Consider the following 15,446-nt stretch of genomic DNA (forward strand, 5'->3'; position numbering starts at 1 on the left):
CGGGTCAAAGCCGGTCTTGCGGGACGACCAATCGCGCGAATAGGCCCTCGGGCCGGAATGCGCGTTCGAGCGTGCCTTGCAACTGGCTCGAAACCGTGAGCTGCACCAACCGCGAGCCGAACCCCGTGGTTTCGGTCGCTTCGACTTCGGGCCCTCCGGTTTCGCGCCACTCGATCACCAGTCGCTCACCTTCGCGCTGACAGGCAATTTCGACCTTGCCTTGCGTAACCGACAAGGCGCCATACTTCGCCGAGTTGGTGGCCAGCTCATGGAATACGAGCGCGAAGGGCGTCGCGCTCTTGCGGCCGAGCCGCAAATCGTCACCCGCTATCGCGACCCGTTCGCTCGCAATGCCGCAATAGGGGGCGAGCAGATCGCTCAGCAGACCGATCAGCGAGCTGCCTTCGCCATCGTGCTCCGCAATCACGAAATTATGCGCGCGGCTCAACGCCATCAGGGTCCCGGAAAGTTCGTCCGCAAAACCCTGCGCTTCGGGATGCTCGCGCGCGCGGATCGCGATCAGGCCGTTGATCACGGCGAAGATGTTCTTGATCCGGTGGTTGAGCTCCTGGCTCAGCAATTCGCGGCCGATCAGCTTGCGATGCGCCTCGTCGATGTCGGTCAGCGTGCCGTACCAGCGCAGCACCGACCCGTCCCTGCCGACCAGCGGGAGCGCGCGCGACAGGGTCCAGCGCCAGCTCCCGTCTGCCTGCACCAGGCGGTATTCGTCTTCGAACGCCACGCCGCGCGCGGCACAATCGTACCATCGGCCAAAAGCCCGTTCCTGGTCTTCTGGGTGCACGAACGGGCGCCACGCTTCAGCCTCGACCGGAGGTGTACCGCCAGTCACCTGTTCCCACCGGGCGTTGTAGTAGTCGAACCGACCCTCGGCATCGGCCGACCAGATGATATCGGGCAGCCAGTCGCCGATCTGCCGCATCCGGTCCATCTGGTTCGAGCGCAGCGTCTGCTCGTGCAGCGTCTCCCGGCGATTGCGCAGGCGGCGCATCACTGCCGTCGCCAGCACCGCCAGCCCGTCGCGCTGGAAGTCATCCAGCCCACCAGGCCGGGCGACCGAGTCGATCACGCACAGCGCACCCAGCGGCGCGCCTTCGGGCGAGATCAGCGGAGCTCCGGCGTAGAACCGGATGCCCGGCCCGCCGGTCACCAGCGGGTTGTCGGCAAAGCGCGGGTCGGCAGTCGCATCCTCGACCACCATCGGTTCCGCCTCCAGCATCGCGTGGGCGCAGAACGACTGGGAACGCGGAGTTTCCTTGTCCTCCAGCCCGCAACCGGCGAGGAAACGCTGGCGGACATCCTCCACCAGGCTGACTTGGGAAACGGGTACGTTGCACAGCCGGGCGGCAAAGCGGGTGATCTCGCGCAGCTCGGTATCGTCGTCCAGCGCATCGAGGTCGTAGGCGTCGAGGACGCGCAGGCGCGACTCGTCGTCGCGCATCGAGGGCGCCGGGGGCTGGCCTTTGGGCCAGGGCTCAAGCTGTCCGGTGTTCATTGCGTCCGACACCTTGTTAGGCGCAAAGCCACCTGTTTTCAAAGTGTTTCGATGGTGCGAGCGAATTGCTCCTGCCCGTTGATTCCATTTGGAATCCGCATGTTTGCGGGTGCGCGCGGGAGCGGCTATGCGGCTCTCACCACAGGAGATACCATGCGCGCCACCCCCGATTTCGACTTCCAGCTGGGCGAGACCGCCGAGATGATTCGCGAGACGACCGCCCGTTTCGCCGACGAGCAGGTTGCCCCGCTGGCCGAAAAGGCCGACCGCGAGGACTGGTTCCCGCAGGAGCTGTGGCCGAAAATGGGCGAGCTTGGCCTGCACGGCATCACCGTGGACGAGGCGGACGGCGGGCTCGGTCTCGGCTATCTCGAGCACGTCATCGCGGTGGAGGAAATCAGCCGCGCGAGCGCCTCGGTGGGCCTCAGCTACGGCGCGCACTCGAACCTCTGCATCAACCAGATCCGCCGGTGGGGGAGCGAGGAGCAGAAGGCGAAATACCTGCCGGGACTGATCAGCGGCGAACACGTCGGCAGCCTTGCGATGTCGGAAGCCTCGGCGGGCTCGGATGTCGTCTCGATGAAGCTCAAGGCCGATGCGGTGCAGGGCGGCTATGTCCTCAACGGCACCAAATTCTGGATCACCAACGCTCCCTATGCCGATACGCTGGTGGTCTATGCCAAGACCGCGCCCGAGGCGGCATCGCGCGGGATCACCGCCTTCCTGATCGAGAAGGACATGCCCGGCTTCAGCATCGGCCAGAAGATCGACAAGATGGGAATGCGCGGCAGCCCCACGGCAGAGCTGGTGTTCGACGATTGCGAAGTGCCCGAAGAGAACGTGATGGGCCCGCTCCACGGCGGGGTCGGCGTGCTGATGAGCGGGCTCGATTACGAGCGCGTGGTGCTCGCCGGATTGCAGCTCGGCATCATGCAGGCCTGCCTCGACACGGTGATCCCCTATCTGCGCGAGCGCAAGCAGTTCGGAAAGCCCATCGGCAGCTTCCAGCTGATGCAGGCCAAGGTGGCGGATATGTATGTCGCGCTGCAATCGGCGCGCGCCTACACCTATGCCGTGGCCAAGAGCTGCGACGCGGGCCAGACCACCCGCTTTGATGCCGCCGGCGCGATCCTGCTCGCCAGCGAAAACGCCTTCAAGGTCGCCGCCGAAGCGGTCCAGGCGCTGGGCGGCGCGGGCTACACCAAGGACTGGCCGGTCGAACGCTACCTGCGCGACGCCAAGCTGCTCGATATCGGCGCGGGCACCAACGAGATCCGCCGGATGCTGATCGGGCGCGAATTGATCGGGGCGGCGGGGTGAGCGGCATAACCGGCCACTGCAGTTGCGGCTCGGTGCAACTGAACGTGCTTCCGCCCTTCCCCGAATTGCACATTTGCCATTGCAGCCAATGCCGCCAATCCAACGGGAGTGCGTTCAATTTGGCGCTTGTTCTGCAGTCCGAGCAAGTGGATTGGCTGACGCGAGACACGCTCATCGAGTTTGAGAGTTCGCCAGGCAAGTTGCGATCATTTTGCCGGGATTGCGGTTCGCCGGTGTACAGTCGGCGCGAGGATCTCCCGGCCACTTTCCGCCTGCGCGCCGGTCTGTTTGCAAACCTTCCCAAGCCGGAAACCTTCACGCAAGGCTATCGGAATTCCGCGTGGCCATGGGCCGATGAGCTGTTTGCCCTGACTGCCTCCAACCAGGAACTTTCCCTATGATTTTTCCCATCCGAGCGCTGCCCGGCGACGCCTCCCGACGAAAGGACCGGCGATGAGCATCGATGAAGACTACGTCTATGACGAGGCCAGCGGCGAGTGGCTGCCCGCATCCGAGCTCGCGGCCAGGCAGGCGGTAGAGAACGCGGTCGAGGTGCGCGATGCGGTCGGCAATCTGCTCGCCGATGGCGATGCGGTGACGCTGATCAAGGATCTCGAGGTCAAGGGCGCAGGCCAGACGCTCAAGCAGGGCACCCTGATCAAGTCGATCCGCCTGACCGGCGACGCGCAGGAGATCGACTGCAAATACCCCGGCATCAAGGGCCTGGTGCTGCGGGCCGAGTTCGTGCGGAAGCGGTGATGGGGGGCCACAACGGGATGCTTAGCCCTGCGGCTGACGGTCAAATGCTGGTGCCCAATCAAACGGTTGGTTCTGCTGCCGGATTTCCTCTTGGGTGAGCACCCGGTCCGGCAGTTCGAAACGCGCTGGGTCAATGGCATCCGATGATACTTCGGACAGTTCCAACGCGTTGATCCGGATCGGCGTGCCTGTGTTTAAGAGGTCGCGCACTTTGGCGTCGTAGAAGCCGAAGCCGCCAAAAAGGCTGGTCAAAGTAAGCGCCCTCAGCGTGCCGAATCGCCCATTCGCTAGCCGGGCGAACGCTTTGCCGATCGAATCGAGGCCCACATCGTCCGAGAGCACGAGTTCCGGCCGACCGACCTCATCGTCATATTCGCGTTGTGCGTAACCCTGACCCTTCCATTTCCCAACCTTCACCATCCCCATGTCGACCAGATCGATCTTTGGAAACTGCTCGAGCAGTTCGAGGGAAATTCCGCCTGCCTGCCCCGCATTGGCGATCACGGCTTCGAGATCATCTAGTTTTTCCGCATAAGGCCCGTCGATCCCGCGGCTGACGGTATAGACCTCGCCGTTGCGGATGAGGAAATAGTCGGACTTGCCGGTTATGTGCAGGCGCGCGTCGCCCGCAGCGTTGACTTCGATTGTCATGGCGAGGTCGAGCGTCCGCGCAAACTCGTCATCCGACCGCACTTCGTAGAGCGCGGAAACGTCCGCACTTGCGGGCATGGCAATGGCTCCAAAAATGAGCGCGCAAATCGCGGCGGGCCAACGGATTTTCATGGAATGCGGCCTCCAAACTTGGCGCGGGAATGCTACAGCGTTAGGGCGCGATCAAGGAGAGAATATGACCGCCCCCACCCTCACCACCAAACTTGATCGCGAAAGCCCCGAGGCCAAGGCCCGGTTTGCGCATAACCACGCCCTCGCGCAGCAACTGCGTGCCGCCGTGGCCGAAGCTTCGCTGGGCGGCACCGAAAAGTCGCGCGAACGCCACGTGTCGCGCGGCAAGCTGTTGCCGCGTGAGCGGGTGGAGCGGCTGCTCGATCCGGGTTCGCCCTTCCTTGAAGTGGGGCAATTGGCCGCGAACGGGATGTACGAGGGAGACGTAAACGGCGCCTCGATCATCTGCGGTGTGGGGCGTGTCTCCGGTCGCCAATGCATGATCGTGTGCAACGACGCGACCGTGAAGGGCGGCACCTATTACCCGATGACGGTCAAGAAGCACCTGCGCGCGCAGGAGATTGCGCAGGACAACCGTCTGCCGTGCATCTACCTCGTCGACAGCGGCGGGGCCAACCTGCCCTACCAGGCCGAGGTTTTCCCCGACCGCGATCACTTCGGGCGCATCTTCTTCAACCAGGCGAACATGAGCGCGCTCGGCATCCCGCAGATCGCCTGCGTGATGGGGAGCTGCACAGCGGGCGGGGCCTATGTGCCCGCGATGAGCGACGAGACGGTGATCGTGCGCGAGCAGGGCACGATCTTCCTCGCCGGCCCGCCGCTGGTGAAGGCCGCGACGGGCGAGGAGATCACCGCCGAAGACCTTGGCGGAGGCGACCTGCATGCGCGCAAGTCCGGCGTGGTCGATCACCTGGCTGAGAACGACGAGCACGCGCTCACCATCGTGCGCGATATCGTCAGCCACTTGGGCGCGAACACCGGTGCGGCGAAGGACGTTGCGCTGAAAGACCCGCGTGCTCCAAAATTCGACGCCGAAGACCTCTACGCTCTCATCCCCGAAGACGTGCGCGCGCCTTATGACGTCAAGGAAGTGATCGCACGCCTCGTGGACGGCAGCGAGTTCCACGAGTTCAAGGCGCATTACGGCAGCACCCTCGTCTGCGGTTTCGCGCATATCTGGGGGATGCCGGTCGCGATCCTTGCCAATAACGGCGTGCTGTTCTCCGAAAGCGCGCAGAAGGGCGCGCATTTCATCGAGCTCGCCTGCCAGCGCCGCATTCCGTTGCTGTTCCTCCAGAATATCAGCGGCTTCATGGTCGGCGGGAAATACGAGGCGGAGGGGATCGCCAAGCACGGTGCAAAGCTCGTCACCGCCGTCGCCACCGCGACCGTGCCCAAGGTGACCGTGGTGATCGGCGGCAGCTTTGGCGCGGGCAATTACGGGATGTGCGGGCGCGCTTACTCGCCGCGCTTCCTGTTCACCTGGCCCAATGCGCGCATCTCGGTGATGGGCGGGGAGCAGGCCGCAAGCGTCCTCGCCACCGTCCACCGCGACGCCGACAGCTGGACCCCCGAACAGGCCGAGGCCTTCAAGGCCCCGATCCGCCAGAAATACGAGGACGAGGGCAACCCCTACTACGCCACCGCCCGCCTGTGGGACGACGGCGTGATCGACCCGGTGCAGACCCGCGACGTGCTGGGTCTGGCGTTTGCCGCCTGCCTCGAAGCGCCGATCCCCGAGCGGCCCGCGTTCGGTGTGTTCAGGATGTAGCCTCGCCGCCCGACGAGGCCTTATGAAAGATTTGTGACAAGCGCCGCGATCCCTTGGCGCGACTCGGGACCCGTGCCTAGCACCTGTCACGGGAAAACAGCTTGGACTACGACCCGATGCCTGCTGGCGCTATCATGGACCCTGCTTCGGCGCACGTCGTACAGGGTCATCCGGACCTCCTGCGGGCCCTGTTCTGGGCCGAGCTGCGGCGTCAGGCGGGGAGCCTTCGCTTCTGCCGCAACTATCCGACCGGCAGCTTCGTCCATGATTTCTACTGCCTCAATGCGCGGCTGGCGGTGCGGGTCGAGACCGCGCCTGCCGATCCCGCTGCCGAGCGGGTGCGCAGCGAGTGGCTGACGCGCGGCAATATCGCCGCGCTGGCGGTGTCGATGGCGGATATTCGGGAGGATTTGCGTGGCACGGTGGCCCGGGTCCTCACCGCCGCGCGCAAGCGGCTGCCCCACGCGCATCCCGCTTTTTCCGCCTGAACAGATTTTCGCACGCATCCGCTCGCAATCCTTTGCGTAACTGCTAGTCAGTCCGCAGGGAGAAACGATGTCTAGCAGTTCGCGTCGCAAGCGCTCGATCCTGTCGCGCATCGTGCGGCGGATCATCATGGCGATCTATCGCTGGAAGGGGTGGAAGCTCGACGGGCATCTCCCCGACCTGCCGAAATATGTCATCGCCGGTGCGCCGCACAGTTCCAACTGGGACTTCGTCTTCTTTATCGGCGCCACCGCGAAAGAAGGGGTCGAGCCCAGCTTCATGGGCAAGCACACGCTGTTCACCGGGATCATGCGCAACTTCATGTTCGACATGGGAGGCATCCCGGTCGACCGGACCAAGCGGGCCAATGTCACCCAGCAGGTGGCGGATGAATTCGCCCGGCGCGATCGGCTGGCGCTGGTCATCGCGGCAGAGGGGACCCGCAAGTCGAGCGGTGAATGGCGATCGGGCTTCTACCACATCGCGCAGGCGGCGGACGTGCCGATCGTGCCGGCATGGGTGTGCAACGAGCGCAACATTCTCGGCTTCGGTCCGCCGATCCATCCGACCGGGAACTATGCCGAAGACCTGCTGACGATTGCGCGCTTCATGCGGTCCAAGCTACCCGACTATGAACGCTACAAGGTGCTGGAGGCGCAGGCGCTCCGGCTGATCGAAGAGGCGAACCATGCTTGATGCCCTGCTCACCAATGCCGCGATGCTGGTCGGGATCGTGCTGATCCTGTGGGTGATTTCGCTGCAATTGAACGATGTGTCCTTCGTCGACAGCTTCTGGGGGGCGGGCATGGGGCTGATGGCGGTCGCCAGCTATGTCCAGTCGCCCTCGCGCGGGCTGGTCGGGATGCTGCTGCTGGTCATGACCGCCGCCTGGGGCTTCCGGCTCGGCCTCTACCTGCTGCGCCGCTGGCTGCGCCATGGCGAGGACCCGCGGTACGAGCGAATCCTCAGGAAAGACCGCGAGAAAGGCCGTTTCACGATCGCCGCGCTGACCAAGGTCTGGCTCGGGCAGGCAGTGCTGCTGTTCCTCGTGTCGAGCCCGGCGCAGGTCGGCATCCTCGCCGCAGGCGCGATGGATGCGATCGCCCCGCTCGCCTGGGCGGGCTTCGCGCTCTACGCAGTCGGGATCTTCTTCGAATGGACCGGTGACTGGCAGCTGGCCCAGTTCAAGGCCGACCCGAAGAACGAAGGCACGATCCTCGATACCGGCCTGTGGCGATACACCCGCCATCCGAACTATTTCGGCGATGCCTGCGTCTGGTGGGGCATCTGGCTGGTGACCGCCTCGGTTGGCTGGGAATGGGCGCTCTATACCGTGGCCGGGCCGATCTTTCTCACCTTCACGTTGACCAAGTGGTCGGGGGCAGCGCTGCTCGAAGCGGGGATGAAGAAGAAGCGCGGCGATGCCTATGCGGACTATGTGCGCCGCACTTCGCCCTTCTTCCCGCGCCCACCGAAAGGCTGACGCGAAAATTCTTGTCCGCCCCTTCCAGTGTCGGAGGGGCCTCCCTAGATAGGCGCTACCTTCAGGGAGGAATCGATGACGACGGCAGAGCTCGACGCGCGCAGGGTCGAACTGACGAAACTGGCGATGGACCTTATTGCCAAGCGCGGCGCGATGATCGGCAAGTCCGATCTGGCCGCCGAAACCCGGGTATCGCGAGCGCGGGTCGACGAAATCTTTCCCGAAGAGAGCGACCTTTTCGACAGCATCGTGGAGCAATGGTACGCGCACGATATCGAGATCATGGAAGCGGTGATCGCGTCTAACCTCCCGGTGCAGCGCAAGTTCTACGAATTCTTCGCCCGTCGCTTCGCCCGCGAGCGCGAGCGTTACCTCGAGGATCCCGGGCTGTTCGCGCTTTATGTCGAGCTAGGATCGGACCGCTTCGAGCAGGTCCGGGGCTATATCGACCTCGCCGATCATTATCTGACCGAACTAATCGCGCAGGCGCAGGATGAGGGGTATTTCGCGGGCCTCGCGATCAATCGCGCGCTCTCGCTGATCAACCAGATGGTGGTGTGCTACACCTCGCCGCAGATGATGTTGATCCTCGAAGACCGGCTGGCGGAAGACAAGCTGGCTGCTATCGTCGACACGTTGTTCGCCGGCCTTTCGGCTGCCGAACGGGGCGCTGCACCCGTCACTGCGCTGCGCATCGCCGAATAGTCAGTCTTTCAGTTCAGTCACCCGGCCGAGCGCGGGGAGCTGTCGCATCGGCACCGCGCGCAAATATTCCTCCATCGCGTCGAGGTCGACCGCGCCCACGGTAACACTCGAGCCCTCGTTGAACACAGTGAAGCTGTCGCCGCCGGCGGCGAGGAAGCTGTTCATCGTGACGCGATAGGTCTTCGCCGGATCGATCGGCTCGCCGTTCAGCGTCGCCGACACCAGCCGCTGCCCCGCCGGGCGGCGCATGTCGTAGGTCATGGCAAAGCCTGCGGACGGGCTGAAGGTCTGGACGAAACCCTCGTCGTCGAACTGCTGTTCGAGCAGGGCGAGCAGCTGCGCGCCGGTAAAGCTCTTGGTGATGAGCGTGTTGCCGAATGGCTGGACCGCATAGATGTCGCCATAGGTCACCGTGCCGTCGGCGGCCGGGACGAGGCCGGTGCGCACCCCCGAATTGTTCATCAAGGCGATCTGCGCGCCCGCCTCGCTTGTGCCGAACAGCTGCGCATCGGCGATCAGATTGCCGAGCGCGGTTTCCTCGGTTGCGGGCCCGGGGTCGAGCGCTTCGCCCGAAATTCTGCCGACCGGGCGGGTGGCGGCTTCGCTTGCTGCCGCGCTGTAGCGGGCGACATAGGCGGCCACTTCTGCATCGGGGGCGAACCGGCGATAGCCCGGGGGGATCGGCGTGGGCTCGCCCGGCTGCGCCGCCGGGTTGGTGCTCATGACGACCACATTGTTCGCCTCGACCACCCGCGCATCGCCGGCAGCCGGGTCGACCTCGAGCAGGATATCGGTCAGAAGCGATCCGCCGTATCCCGCGCTGGTGACCCAGAACCGCCGCGCCGGGTCGATATCGGTGAAATCGCACACATAGGCGCGGTGCGTATGCCCCGAAATCACCAGATCCACACGCGGATCGACCTGCTTGAGGATATCGATCAACGGGCCGGAGACCCCGCCGCAGCTTTTGTCGTTGTAGCCGACCTCGGTATAGAGTCCTTGGTGGATCGAGACGATGATCGCGTCCGCGCCCTGCGCCGCCAGTTCGCCCACCGCGCGGTTGATGCTGGCCGCCTCGTCCTCGAAGGTGAGGCCCGCGACCCCGCTCGGGGTGACCAGCGTCGGGGTGTCCTTGAGCGTCAGCCCGATCACTCCGACCGCAATCGCCGTATTCCCTTCGCCGAAGCGGCGCAGGCCGTAGGCCGGAAACAGCGTTGCGCCGTCGGGCTGGATGACATTGGCGGCGAGGAAGGCGAAATCCGCCCCGGCGTATTGTTCGACCGCACAGGGCTCGCGCAGCGTGTGCTTCTCGCAGCCGCCGTCCTGGATGCGCTTCAGCTCCTTCCACCCGCGATCGAATTCGTGGTTGCCGACCGCGTTGAAATCGAGCCCGAGCCGGTTCATCGCACCGATTGCCGGCTCGTCGAGAAAGATCGAGGAGACCAGCGGGCTGCCGCCGATCAGATCGCCCGCCGCGATGACCAGCGAATGGGCGTCCTTGGCGCGGGTCTCGGCGACCGCGCTGGCGAGCCAGGCCGCCCCTGCGGCATGGACCTCGTGTTCGGTCCCGTCGGTTTCGACGAAGCGGATCGGGCGGCGAATGGGTTCGAGATTGCCATGGAAATCGTTCAGCCCGACGATGCGCAAGGGCACCTTCGGGGCTGCCTGCTGCGGTTGCGGGACGGTGGCGCAGGCGGCGAGGCCGAGCGCGGCGGAAGCGGTCAGGATGGCGCGAAACATGCGGCGTTCGATGCGGCGCGAATGCGGCAATGTAAAGACTCTGCTAGAGCGCCTGTGCGCAGGCGTGTGCCGATGCCCAGGCCCACTGGAAGTTGTAGCCGCCCAGCCAGCCGGTCACGTCGACCGCTTCGCCGATGGCGTAGAGGCCGGGTGACTTCTTCGTTTCCATCGTCTGCGACGACAGTTCGGCCGTGCTGATGCCGCCGGCGGTGACTTCCGCCTTGGCGAAGCCTTCGGTGCCGTTCGGCAGGAAGGTCCAGCGGTGCAGCCGCTCCTGCGCCGCGCGCAGCGCCTTGTCCGGCAGATTGCCGAGATCGCCGTCGAGACCCAGCCGCTCGGCAAGCGTATCCGCCAGCCGCTGCGGCAAGGCCTCGCGCAGCAGCGTGCGGAACTGGGTGCGGGGGGCGCAGCGCTTGGCTTCGAGCAGCCAGTCGCGAGGTCGGCCTGGCAAGAAGTCGATCGTGACCGGATCGCCGTGCCGCCAGTAGGAACTGACCTGGAGGATCGCCGGCCCAGACAGCCCGCGATGGGTGAATAGCGCGGCTTCGTGAAAGATCGCCTTGTTGGCGCTCGCATCGACCTCGGCGGACACGCCCGAGAGGTCGCGGAACAGGACGTCCTCCCCGCCCAGCGTCAGCGGCACCAGCGCCGGGCGCGGTTCGACCACCTTGAGGCCAAACTGCCGCGCGAGATCGTAAGCATAGCCGGTCGCGCCCATCTTGGGGATCGACGGCCCGCCGGTGGCAATCACCAGACTGTGCGCGCCATACAGGGTGCCGCTGGCGGCGACGATGAAGGCACCCTCACGATGCTCGACCTCGCTCACCTCCCGCGACGTCAGGATCGTGACATCGCCCTTGGCACATTCGGTCATCAGCATGTCGACCACCTGTTGTGCGCTGCCGTCGCAGAACAGCTGGCCCAGCGTCTTCTCGTGCCACGCGATGCCATGGGCCTCGACCAGCGCGAGAAAATCGCGCGGAGTGTAGCGCGCGAGCGCCGATTTGGCGAAATGCGGATTGGCGGAGAGGTAGTTTGCAGAACCCGCGCCCAGATTGGTGAAATTGCACCGCCCGCCGCCCGAGATGAGGATCTTCTTCCCCACCTTCTCGGCCTTCTCCAGCACCAGCACGCGCTTGCCGCGTTGCCCCGCCTGCGCGGCGCAGAACAGCCCGGCCGCTCCGCCGCCGAGGACGATGGCGTCGAAGGTCGTGGTCACAGGTTGGATCGGGGCGTCATTCGGGCGCTGGCAGCACTTCAGCCTGCGCCTCGCGCTGTTCGCGCAGGATCGCCCACCCGGCGAGGAACAGCCCGGCGGCGAGCGGGCCAAGCACGATGCCGGACAGGCCGAGCACCCCGATCCCGCCCAGCGTAGTGATCAGGATCATCCAGTCGGGAATGCCGGTGTCGCGCCCGACCAGGATCGGCCGCAGCGCATTGTCCGCCAGCCCGATCAGGGCAACGCCCGAGACAATCACCACGATTCCCTGCCAGATCTCGCCCACCGCGAGCAGATAGGCAGCAACCGGGATCCAGATCAGCGCCGGGCCAAGCGCGGGCAGCAACGAGGCGATCGCCATCAGCAATCCGAGCAGCAGCGCGGAAGGCACGCCGACGATCCAGAAGGTGATCGCCCCCAGCGCGCCCTGCACGAGCCCGACCACGACGGATCCCTTGATCGTTGCGCGCACGATGGTGAGGAAGCGTTCGGCCAGCCGTTCGGCGATCGACGGCTCGAGCGGCAGGGTGCGCATTACGCTCGCGCCGATCTCCTGCCCGTCGCGGAGCAGGAAGTAGGTCACGTAGAGCCCGACACCAAAGGCGAGCACGAAGCTTGCGACGCTGCCGCCGATCGCGATGGCCTGCTGCGCGATCATCCCGACCGATTCCTCAGCCAGGATTTGTGCCCGGCTCTGGATTGCGCCGAGATCCGCGAGGCCCATCGAGGCGAGCCACGCCTGAACATTGCCGGGCAGCGCGCCCTTGATCTGCTCGAACCAGTCGGTCACGCTCATCTCGCCGTCGCGCAGCGCGAGCACGACGCTGATCGCCTGGTCGACGATCGCGCTGCCGATCAGGAAGCTAGGCAGGATCACCGCGAAAGTGATCACCAGCAGGGTCAGGATCGTCGCCCGGTTCGGCCCGGTGTAGCGCTGGCGCAGAAACCATTGATAGAGCGGCTGGAACATGATCGCCGCCAGCGCGGCCCACAGGATCGGCGCTGCGAACGGCCATGCGATGACCAGCAGGCCAAGCGTGACCAGCGCCAGAAACAGCACGAAGCCGCCGCGTTCGATTGCCGCCCTGTCGTGCATGCTCCCCTCCCTTGCCCTGTTGTCAGACGTCGAGGTTCGCGACGTTGAGAGCATTGTCCTGGATGAATTCGCGGCGCGGTTCGACCACGTCGCCCATCAGCCGGGTGAAGATCTCGTCGGTCACGTCGGCATCCTCGACCTTGACCTGCAGCAGCACCCGCGCCTCGGGGTCGAGCGTCGTCTCCCACAGCTGCTCGGCGTTCATCTCGCCGAGGCCCTTGTAGCGGCTGATCGACATGCCTTTGCGCCCGGCGGCGAGCACCGCGTCGAGCAACTCGGTCGGGCGGGTGATGGCCTGTCCGCCGATGACGACCGGATCGCTGTCACCCTCTTCGTTCTCTTCCTCGGACTCCGTCTCTGCCCCGGCCTTCACCAGCTGGGCGGGGCGGGCGTAGAGCTCGGCGTTCTGCTCGGCGAGCTTGTGCAGCTTGCGCGCCTCGGCGCTGTCGAGGAACTTGGCCTCGACCTCGTGGACGTCGGTCACCCCGCGCCACAGCCGCTCGAAATGGACGTTGCCGTTGTCGCGGATCGCCGCCGTCCAGCGGGCGTCCTCGTCGGTCGAAGCCAGCCGGTCGGCGGCGAGCGCCAGTGCCGCTTCGCGCTGGCCGGGAGCAAGCGCCGGATCGAACGCGCCGGACAGCGCCATCTGCTCGATCACCGCCGGATCGTATTTGCGCGGGACGAAGGCTAGCAGGTTGCGCATCCGCAACCCGTGCTCGACCAGCGCACGCAGGTCCTCGCCCGTGCGCGCCCCGCCATGGGCTTCGAGCACACGGCCCTGCAGCCCGCCATCGACCAGATAGCGGTCGAGCGCGGCCTGGTCCTTGAGATAAACCTCGCTGCGGCCCTTCGCGACCTTGAACAGCGGCGGCTGGGCGATGAACAGGTGCCCGGCGCGGATGATCTCGGGCATCTGGCGGTGGAAGAAAGTCAGCAGCAGCGTGCGGATATGCGCGCCGTCGACATCGGCGTCGGTCATGATCACGATCTTGTGATAGCGCAGCTTGTCGAGATTGAACTCATCGCGCAGCCCGGTGCCCATCGCCTGGATCAGCGTGCCGACTTCCTTCGAGCTGATGATCCGGTCGAACCGGGCGCGCTCGACGTTGAGGATCTTGCCCTTGAGCGGCAGGATCGCCTGCGTCTTGCGATCGCGGCCCTGCTTGGCGCTGCCGCCTGCCGAATCGCCCTCGACCAGGAACAGCTCGGACTTGGCAGGGTCGCGTTCCTGGCAGTCGGCCAGCTTGCCGGGCAGGCTGGCGATGCTCATCGCGCCCTTGCGGCTCATCTCGCGCGCCCTGCGGGCGGCTTCGCGCGCGGCGGCAGCGTCGATCACCTTCTGGATGATCGCCTTGGCGTCGGCCGGGTTTTCCTCCAGCCATTCGGACATCTTCTCGCCCATCAAAGCTTCGAGCGGCTGGCGCACTTCGGACGATACCAGCTTGTCCTTGGTCTGGCTGGAAAACTTGGGGTCGGGCAGCTTCACGCTGACGATCGCGCTCAGTCCTTCGCGCATATCCTCGCCCGACAGGCTGACCTTCTCCTTCTTCATCAGGCCGGAGGATGTTGCATAGTTGTTGAGCGTGCGGGTCAGCGCCGCACGGAAGGCTGCGAGATGCGTGCCGCCATCGCGCTGCGGGATGTTGTTGGTGAAGCAGAGGACGTTTTCGTAGTAGCTGTCGTTCCACTGCAGCGCGACGTCGATCCCGATCCCGTCCTTGTCCGCGCTGACCGAAATCGGCTCCGCCACCAGCGGCTGCTTGTTGCGGTCGAGATACTTCACGAAGGCCGCGATCCCGCCTTCGTAGAACAGGTCGTGCTCGAGCGGCTCTTCGTGCCGCTTGTCGCGCAGCTTGATGCGCACACCCGAATTGAGGAAGGCGAGCTCGCGGTAGCGGTGTTCCAGCTTCTCGAAATCGAACTCGATGACGTTCTTGAAGGTGTCCTCGGATGCCTTGAAGGTGACGCGGGTGCCCTTCTTGTATCCGTTGTCGTCCGCATTGCCCTCGACCCTGGGCGCATCGCCGACGATCCGCAGGCTCTCGACCGCGTCGCCGTGCTCGAAGCGCATCCAATGTTCCTGCCCGTTGCGCCAGACCACCAGTTCGAGCCATTCGCTGAGCGCGTTGACCACCGACACGCCGACCCCGTGCAGGCCGCCTGAGACCTTGTAGGCGTTGTCGTCGCTGGTGTTCTCGAATTTCCCGCCGGCGTGGAGCTGGGTCATGATGACCTCTGCCGCAGAGACGCCCTCTTCCTTGTGCATGTCGACCGGGATGCCGCGGCCGTTATCCTCCACCGAGACCGATCCGTCGGGATTGAGTTCGATCAGCACCAGGTCGCAATGTCCTGCCAGTGCCTCGTCGATCGCGTTGTCGGACACCTCGAACACCATGTGGTGCAGGCCGCTGCCGTCGTCGGTATCGCCGATATACATGCCCGGCCGCTTGCGCACCGCGTCGAGGCCTTTGAGAACCTTGATCGAATCGGCGCCGTATTCGCCGTTCTGGCGCTGTTTTTCCGGGGGATTGGTGGGTGTGGTTTCCATGCCGATTATATAGGCGCGGCAGGGGCAAACCCAAAGCCGAAAGCACGTTCTTTCCCACAGTTGGCGGCGACTTTGGTTTCAGGTGAAACCGGTTGACGCGCTGTCTGGGGCGGCGCATCGGG

General features: G+C 65.1%; 14 protein-coding genes. 8 read left to right on the top strand and 6 right to left on the bottom strand.

What is annotated here, in order from left to right; translation table 11 throughout:
- Nucleotides 1–4 precede the first annotated feature (4 nt).
- A complete protein-coding gene (locus NSO95_RS01125; protein ID WP_257594299.1) occupies nt 5–1,459 on the bottom strand; it encodes a PAS domain-containing protein in 1,455 nt (484 codons plus the stop codon).
- A gap of 207 nt (nt 1,460–1,666) precedes the next feature.
- On the opposite strand from NSO95_RS01125, the gene NSO95_RS01130 reads away from it, so the two are divergent.
- Genes NSO95_RS01130 through NSO95_RS01140 form a run of 3 tightly spaced genes read left to right on the top strand, consistent with a single transcriptional unit; the run spans nt 1,667 to nt 3,592 of the window.
- Complete coding sequence (locus NSO95_RS01130; RefSeq protein ID WP_257594300.1) at nt 1,667–2,833, top strand: isovaleryl-CoA dehydrogenase; 1,167 nt, start codon at nt 1,667–1,669, stop codon at nt 2,831–2,833.
- A complete protein-coding gene (locus NSO95_RS01135; RefSeq protein WP_257594301.1) occupies nt 2,830–3,234 on the top strand; it encodes a GFA family protein in 405 nt (134 codons plus the stop codon). The genes NSO95_RS01130 and NSO95_RS01135 overlap by 4 nt, the downstream gene beginning before the upstream one ends.
- A gap of 52 nt (nt 3,235–3,286) precedes the next feature.
- Complete coding sequence (locus NSO95_RS01140; RefSeq protein ID WP_257594302.1) at nt 3,287–3,592, top strand: alkylphosphonate utilization protein; 306 nt, start codon at nt 3,287–3,289, stop codon at nt 3,590–3,592.
- A 21-nt stretch (nt 3,593–3,613) separates the two neighbouring features.
- Here the strand turns inward: NSO95_RS01140 and NSO95_RS01145 are convergent, their stop codons facing one another.
- Nucleotides 3,614–4,243: a hypothetical protein gene (locus NSO95_RS01145; protein ID WP_257594303.1), complete on the bottom strand. Its 630-nt coding sequence runs from the start codon at nt 4,241–4,243 to the stop codon at nt 3,614–3,616.
- Nucleotides 4,244–4,439: 196 nt separating this feature from the next.
- Between NSO95_RS01145 and NSO95_RS01150 the strand changes: the two genes are divergently transcribed.
- The 5 genes from NSO95_RS01150 (at nt 4,440) to NSO95_RS01170 (ending at nt 8,721) form a co-directional block, all read left to right on the top strand.
- Nucleotides 4,440–6,047, top strand: coding sequence for a carboxyl transferase domain-containing protein (locus NSO95_RS01150; RefSeq protein ID WP_257594304.1), 1,608 nt, complete (start codon nt 4,440–4,442; stop codon nt 6,045–6,047).
- A 101-nt stretch (nt 6,048–6,148) separates the two neighbouring features.
- Entirely contained in the window at nt 6,149–6,535 is a 387-nt protein-coding gene (locus NSO95_RS01155; protein WP_257594305.1) for a DUF559 domain-containing protein, read from the top strand.
- A 67-nt stretch (nt 6,536–6,602) separates the two neighbouring features.
- A complete protein-coding gene (locus NSO95_RS01160) occupies nt 6,603–7,229 on the top strand; it encodes a 1-acyl-sn-glycerol-3-phosphate acyltransferase (RefSeq protein WP_257594306.1) in 627 nt (208 codons plus the stop codon).
- Nucleotides 7,222–8,016 carry a DUF1295 domain-containing protein gene (locus NSO95_RS01165; RefSeq protein WP_257594307.1) on the top strand — a complete coding sequence of 265 codons (795 nt, stop codon included), beginning with the start codon at nt 7,222–7,224 and terminating at the stop codon, nt 8,014–8,016. Before NSO95_RS01160 ends, NSO95_RS01165 begins: the two co-directional genes overlap by 8 nt.
- A gap of 75 nt (nt 8,017–8,091) precedes the next feature.
- On the top strand, nt 8,092–8,721 hold the full coding sequence (locus NSO95_RS01170; protein ID WP_257594309.1) for a hypothetical protein: 630 nt from the start codon (nt 8,092–8,094) through the stop codon (nt 8,719–8,721).
- On the opposite strand, the gene NSO95_RS01175 is transcribed toward NSO95_RS01170, so the two are convergent.
- From NSO95_RS01175 to gyrB, 4 genes are read right to left on the bottom strand one after another with little or no spacing between them, the layout of a single operon-like run.
- Nucleotides 8,722–10,461 carry a bifunctional metallophosphatase/5'-nucleotidase gene (locus NSO95_RS01175; protein ID WP_257594310.1) on the bottom strand — a complete coding sequence of 580 codons (1,740 nt, stop codon included), beginning with the start codon at nt 10,459–10,461 and terminating at the stop codon, nt 8,722–8,724.
- A 43-nt stretch (nt 10,462–10,504) separates the two neighbouring features.
- Nucleotides 10,505–11,689, bottom strand: a complete 1,185-nt coding sequence (locus tag NSO95_RS01180; RefSeq protein WP_436278017.1) for a BaiN/RdsA family NAD(P)/FAD-dependent oxidoreductase — start codon at nt 11,687–11,689, stop codon at nt 10,505–10,507.
- 7 nt (nt 11,690–11,696) lie between these two features.
- Nucleotides 11,697–12,776 (bottom strand): AI-2E family transporter, encoded by a 1,080-nt coding sequence (locus NSO95_RS01185; RefSeq protein WP_257594312.1) that lies wholly within the window; start codon nt 12,774–12,776, stop codon nt 11,697–11,699.
- Between the two features lie 22 nt (nt 12,777–12,798).
- On the bottom strand, nt 12,799–15,324 hold the full coding sequence (gyrB, locus tag NSO95_RS01190; RefSeq protein ID WP_257594313.1) for a DNA topoisomerase (ATP-hydrolyzing) subunit B: 2,526 nt from the start codon (nt 15,322–15,324) through the stop codon (nt 12,799–12,801).
- Nucleotides 15,325–15,446 lie beyond the last annotated feature (122 nt).

Origin of the sequence: Parerythrobacter lacustris (assembly GCF_024626475.1) — a bacterium.
GTDB lineage: Bacteria > Pseudomonadota > Alphaproteobacteria > Sphingomonadales > Sphingomonadaceae > Parerythrobacter_A > Parerythrobacter_A lacustris.

Excerpts from the sequence above, each read along its gene's own strand:
- NSO95_RS01175 (WP_257594310.1), bottom strand. The coding sequence starts at position 10,461 with ATGTTTCGCGCCATCCTGACCGCTTCCGCCGCGCTCGGCCTCGCCGCC.
- NSO95_RS01140 (WP_257594302.1), top strand. The coding sequence starts at position 3,287 with ATGAGCATCGATGAAGACTACGTCTATGACGAGGCCAGCGGCGAGTGG.
- NSO95_RS01150 (WP_257594304.1), top strand. The coding sequence starts at position 4,440 with ATGACCGCCCCCACCCTCACCACCAAACTTGATCGCGAAAGCCCCGAG.
- gyrB (WP_257594313.1), bottom strand. The coding sequence starts at position 15,324 with ATGGAAACCACACCCACCAATCCCCCGGAAAAACAGCGCCAGAACGGC.
- NSO95_RS01130 (WP_257594300.1), top strand. The coding sequence starts at position 1,667 with ATGCGCGCCACCCCCGATTTCGACTTCCAGCTGGGCGAGACCGCCGAG.
- NSO95_RS01165 (WP_257594307.1), top strand. The coding sequence starts at position 7,222 with ATGCTTGATGCCCTGCTCACCAATGCCGCGATGCTGGTCGGGATCGTG.
- NSO95_RS01185 (WP_257594312.1), bottom strand. The coding sequence starts at position 12,776 with ATGCACGACAGGGCGGCAATCGAACGCGGCGGCTTCGTGCTGTTTCTG.
- NSO95_RS01125 (WP_257594299.1), bottom strand. The coding sequence starts at position 1,459 with ATGCGCGACGACGAGTCGCGCCTGCGCGTCCTCGACGCCTACGACCTC.
- NSO95_RS01160 (WP_257594306.1), top strand. The coding sequence starts at position 6,603 with ATGTCTAGCAGTTCGCGTCGCAAGCGCTCGATCCTGTCGCGCATCGTG.
- NSO95_RS01170 (WP_257594309.1), top strand. The coding sequence starts at position 8,092 with ATGACGACGGCAGAGCTCGACGCGCGCAGGGTCGAACTGACGAAACTG.
- NSO95_RS01145 (WP_257594303.1), bottom strand. The coding sequence starts at position 4,243 with ATGACAATCGAAGTCAACGCTGCGGGCGACGCGCGCCTGCACATAACC.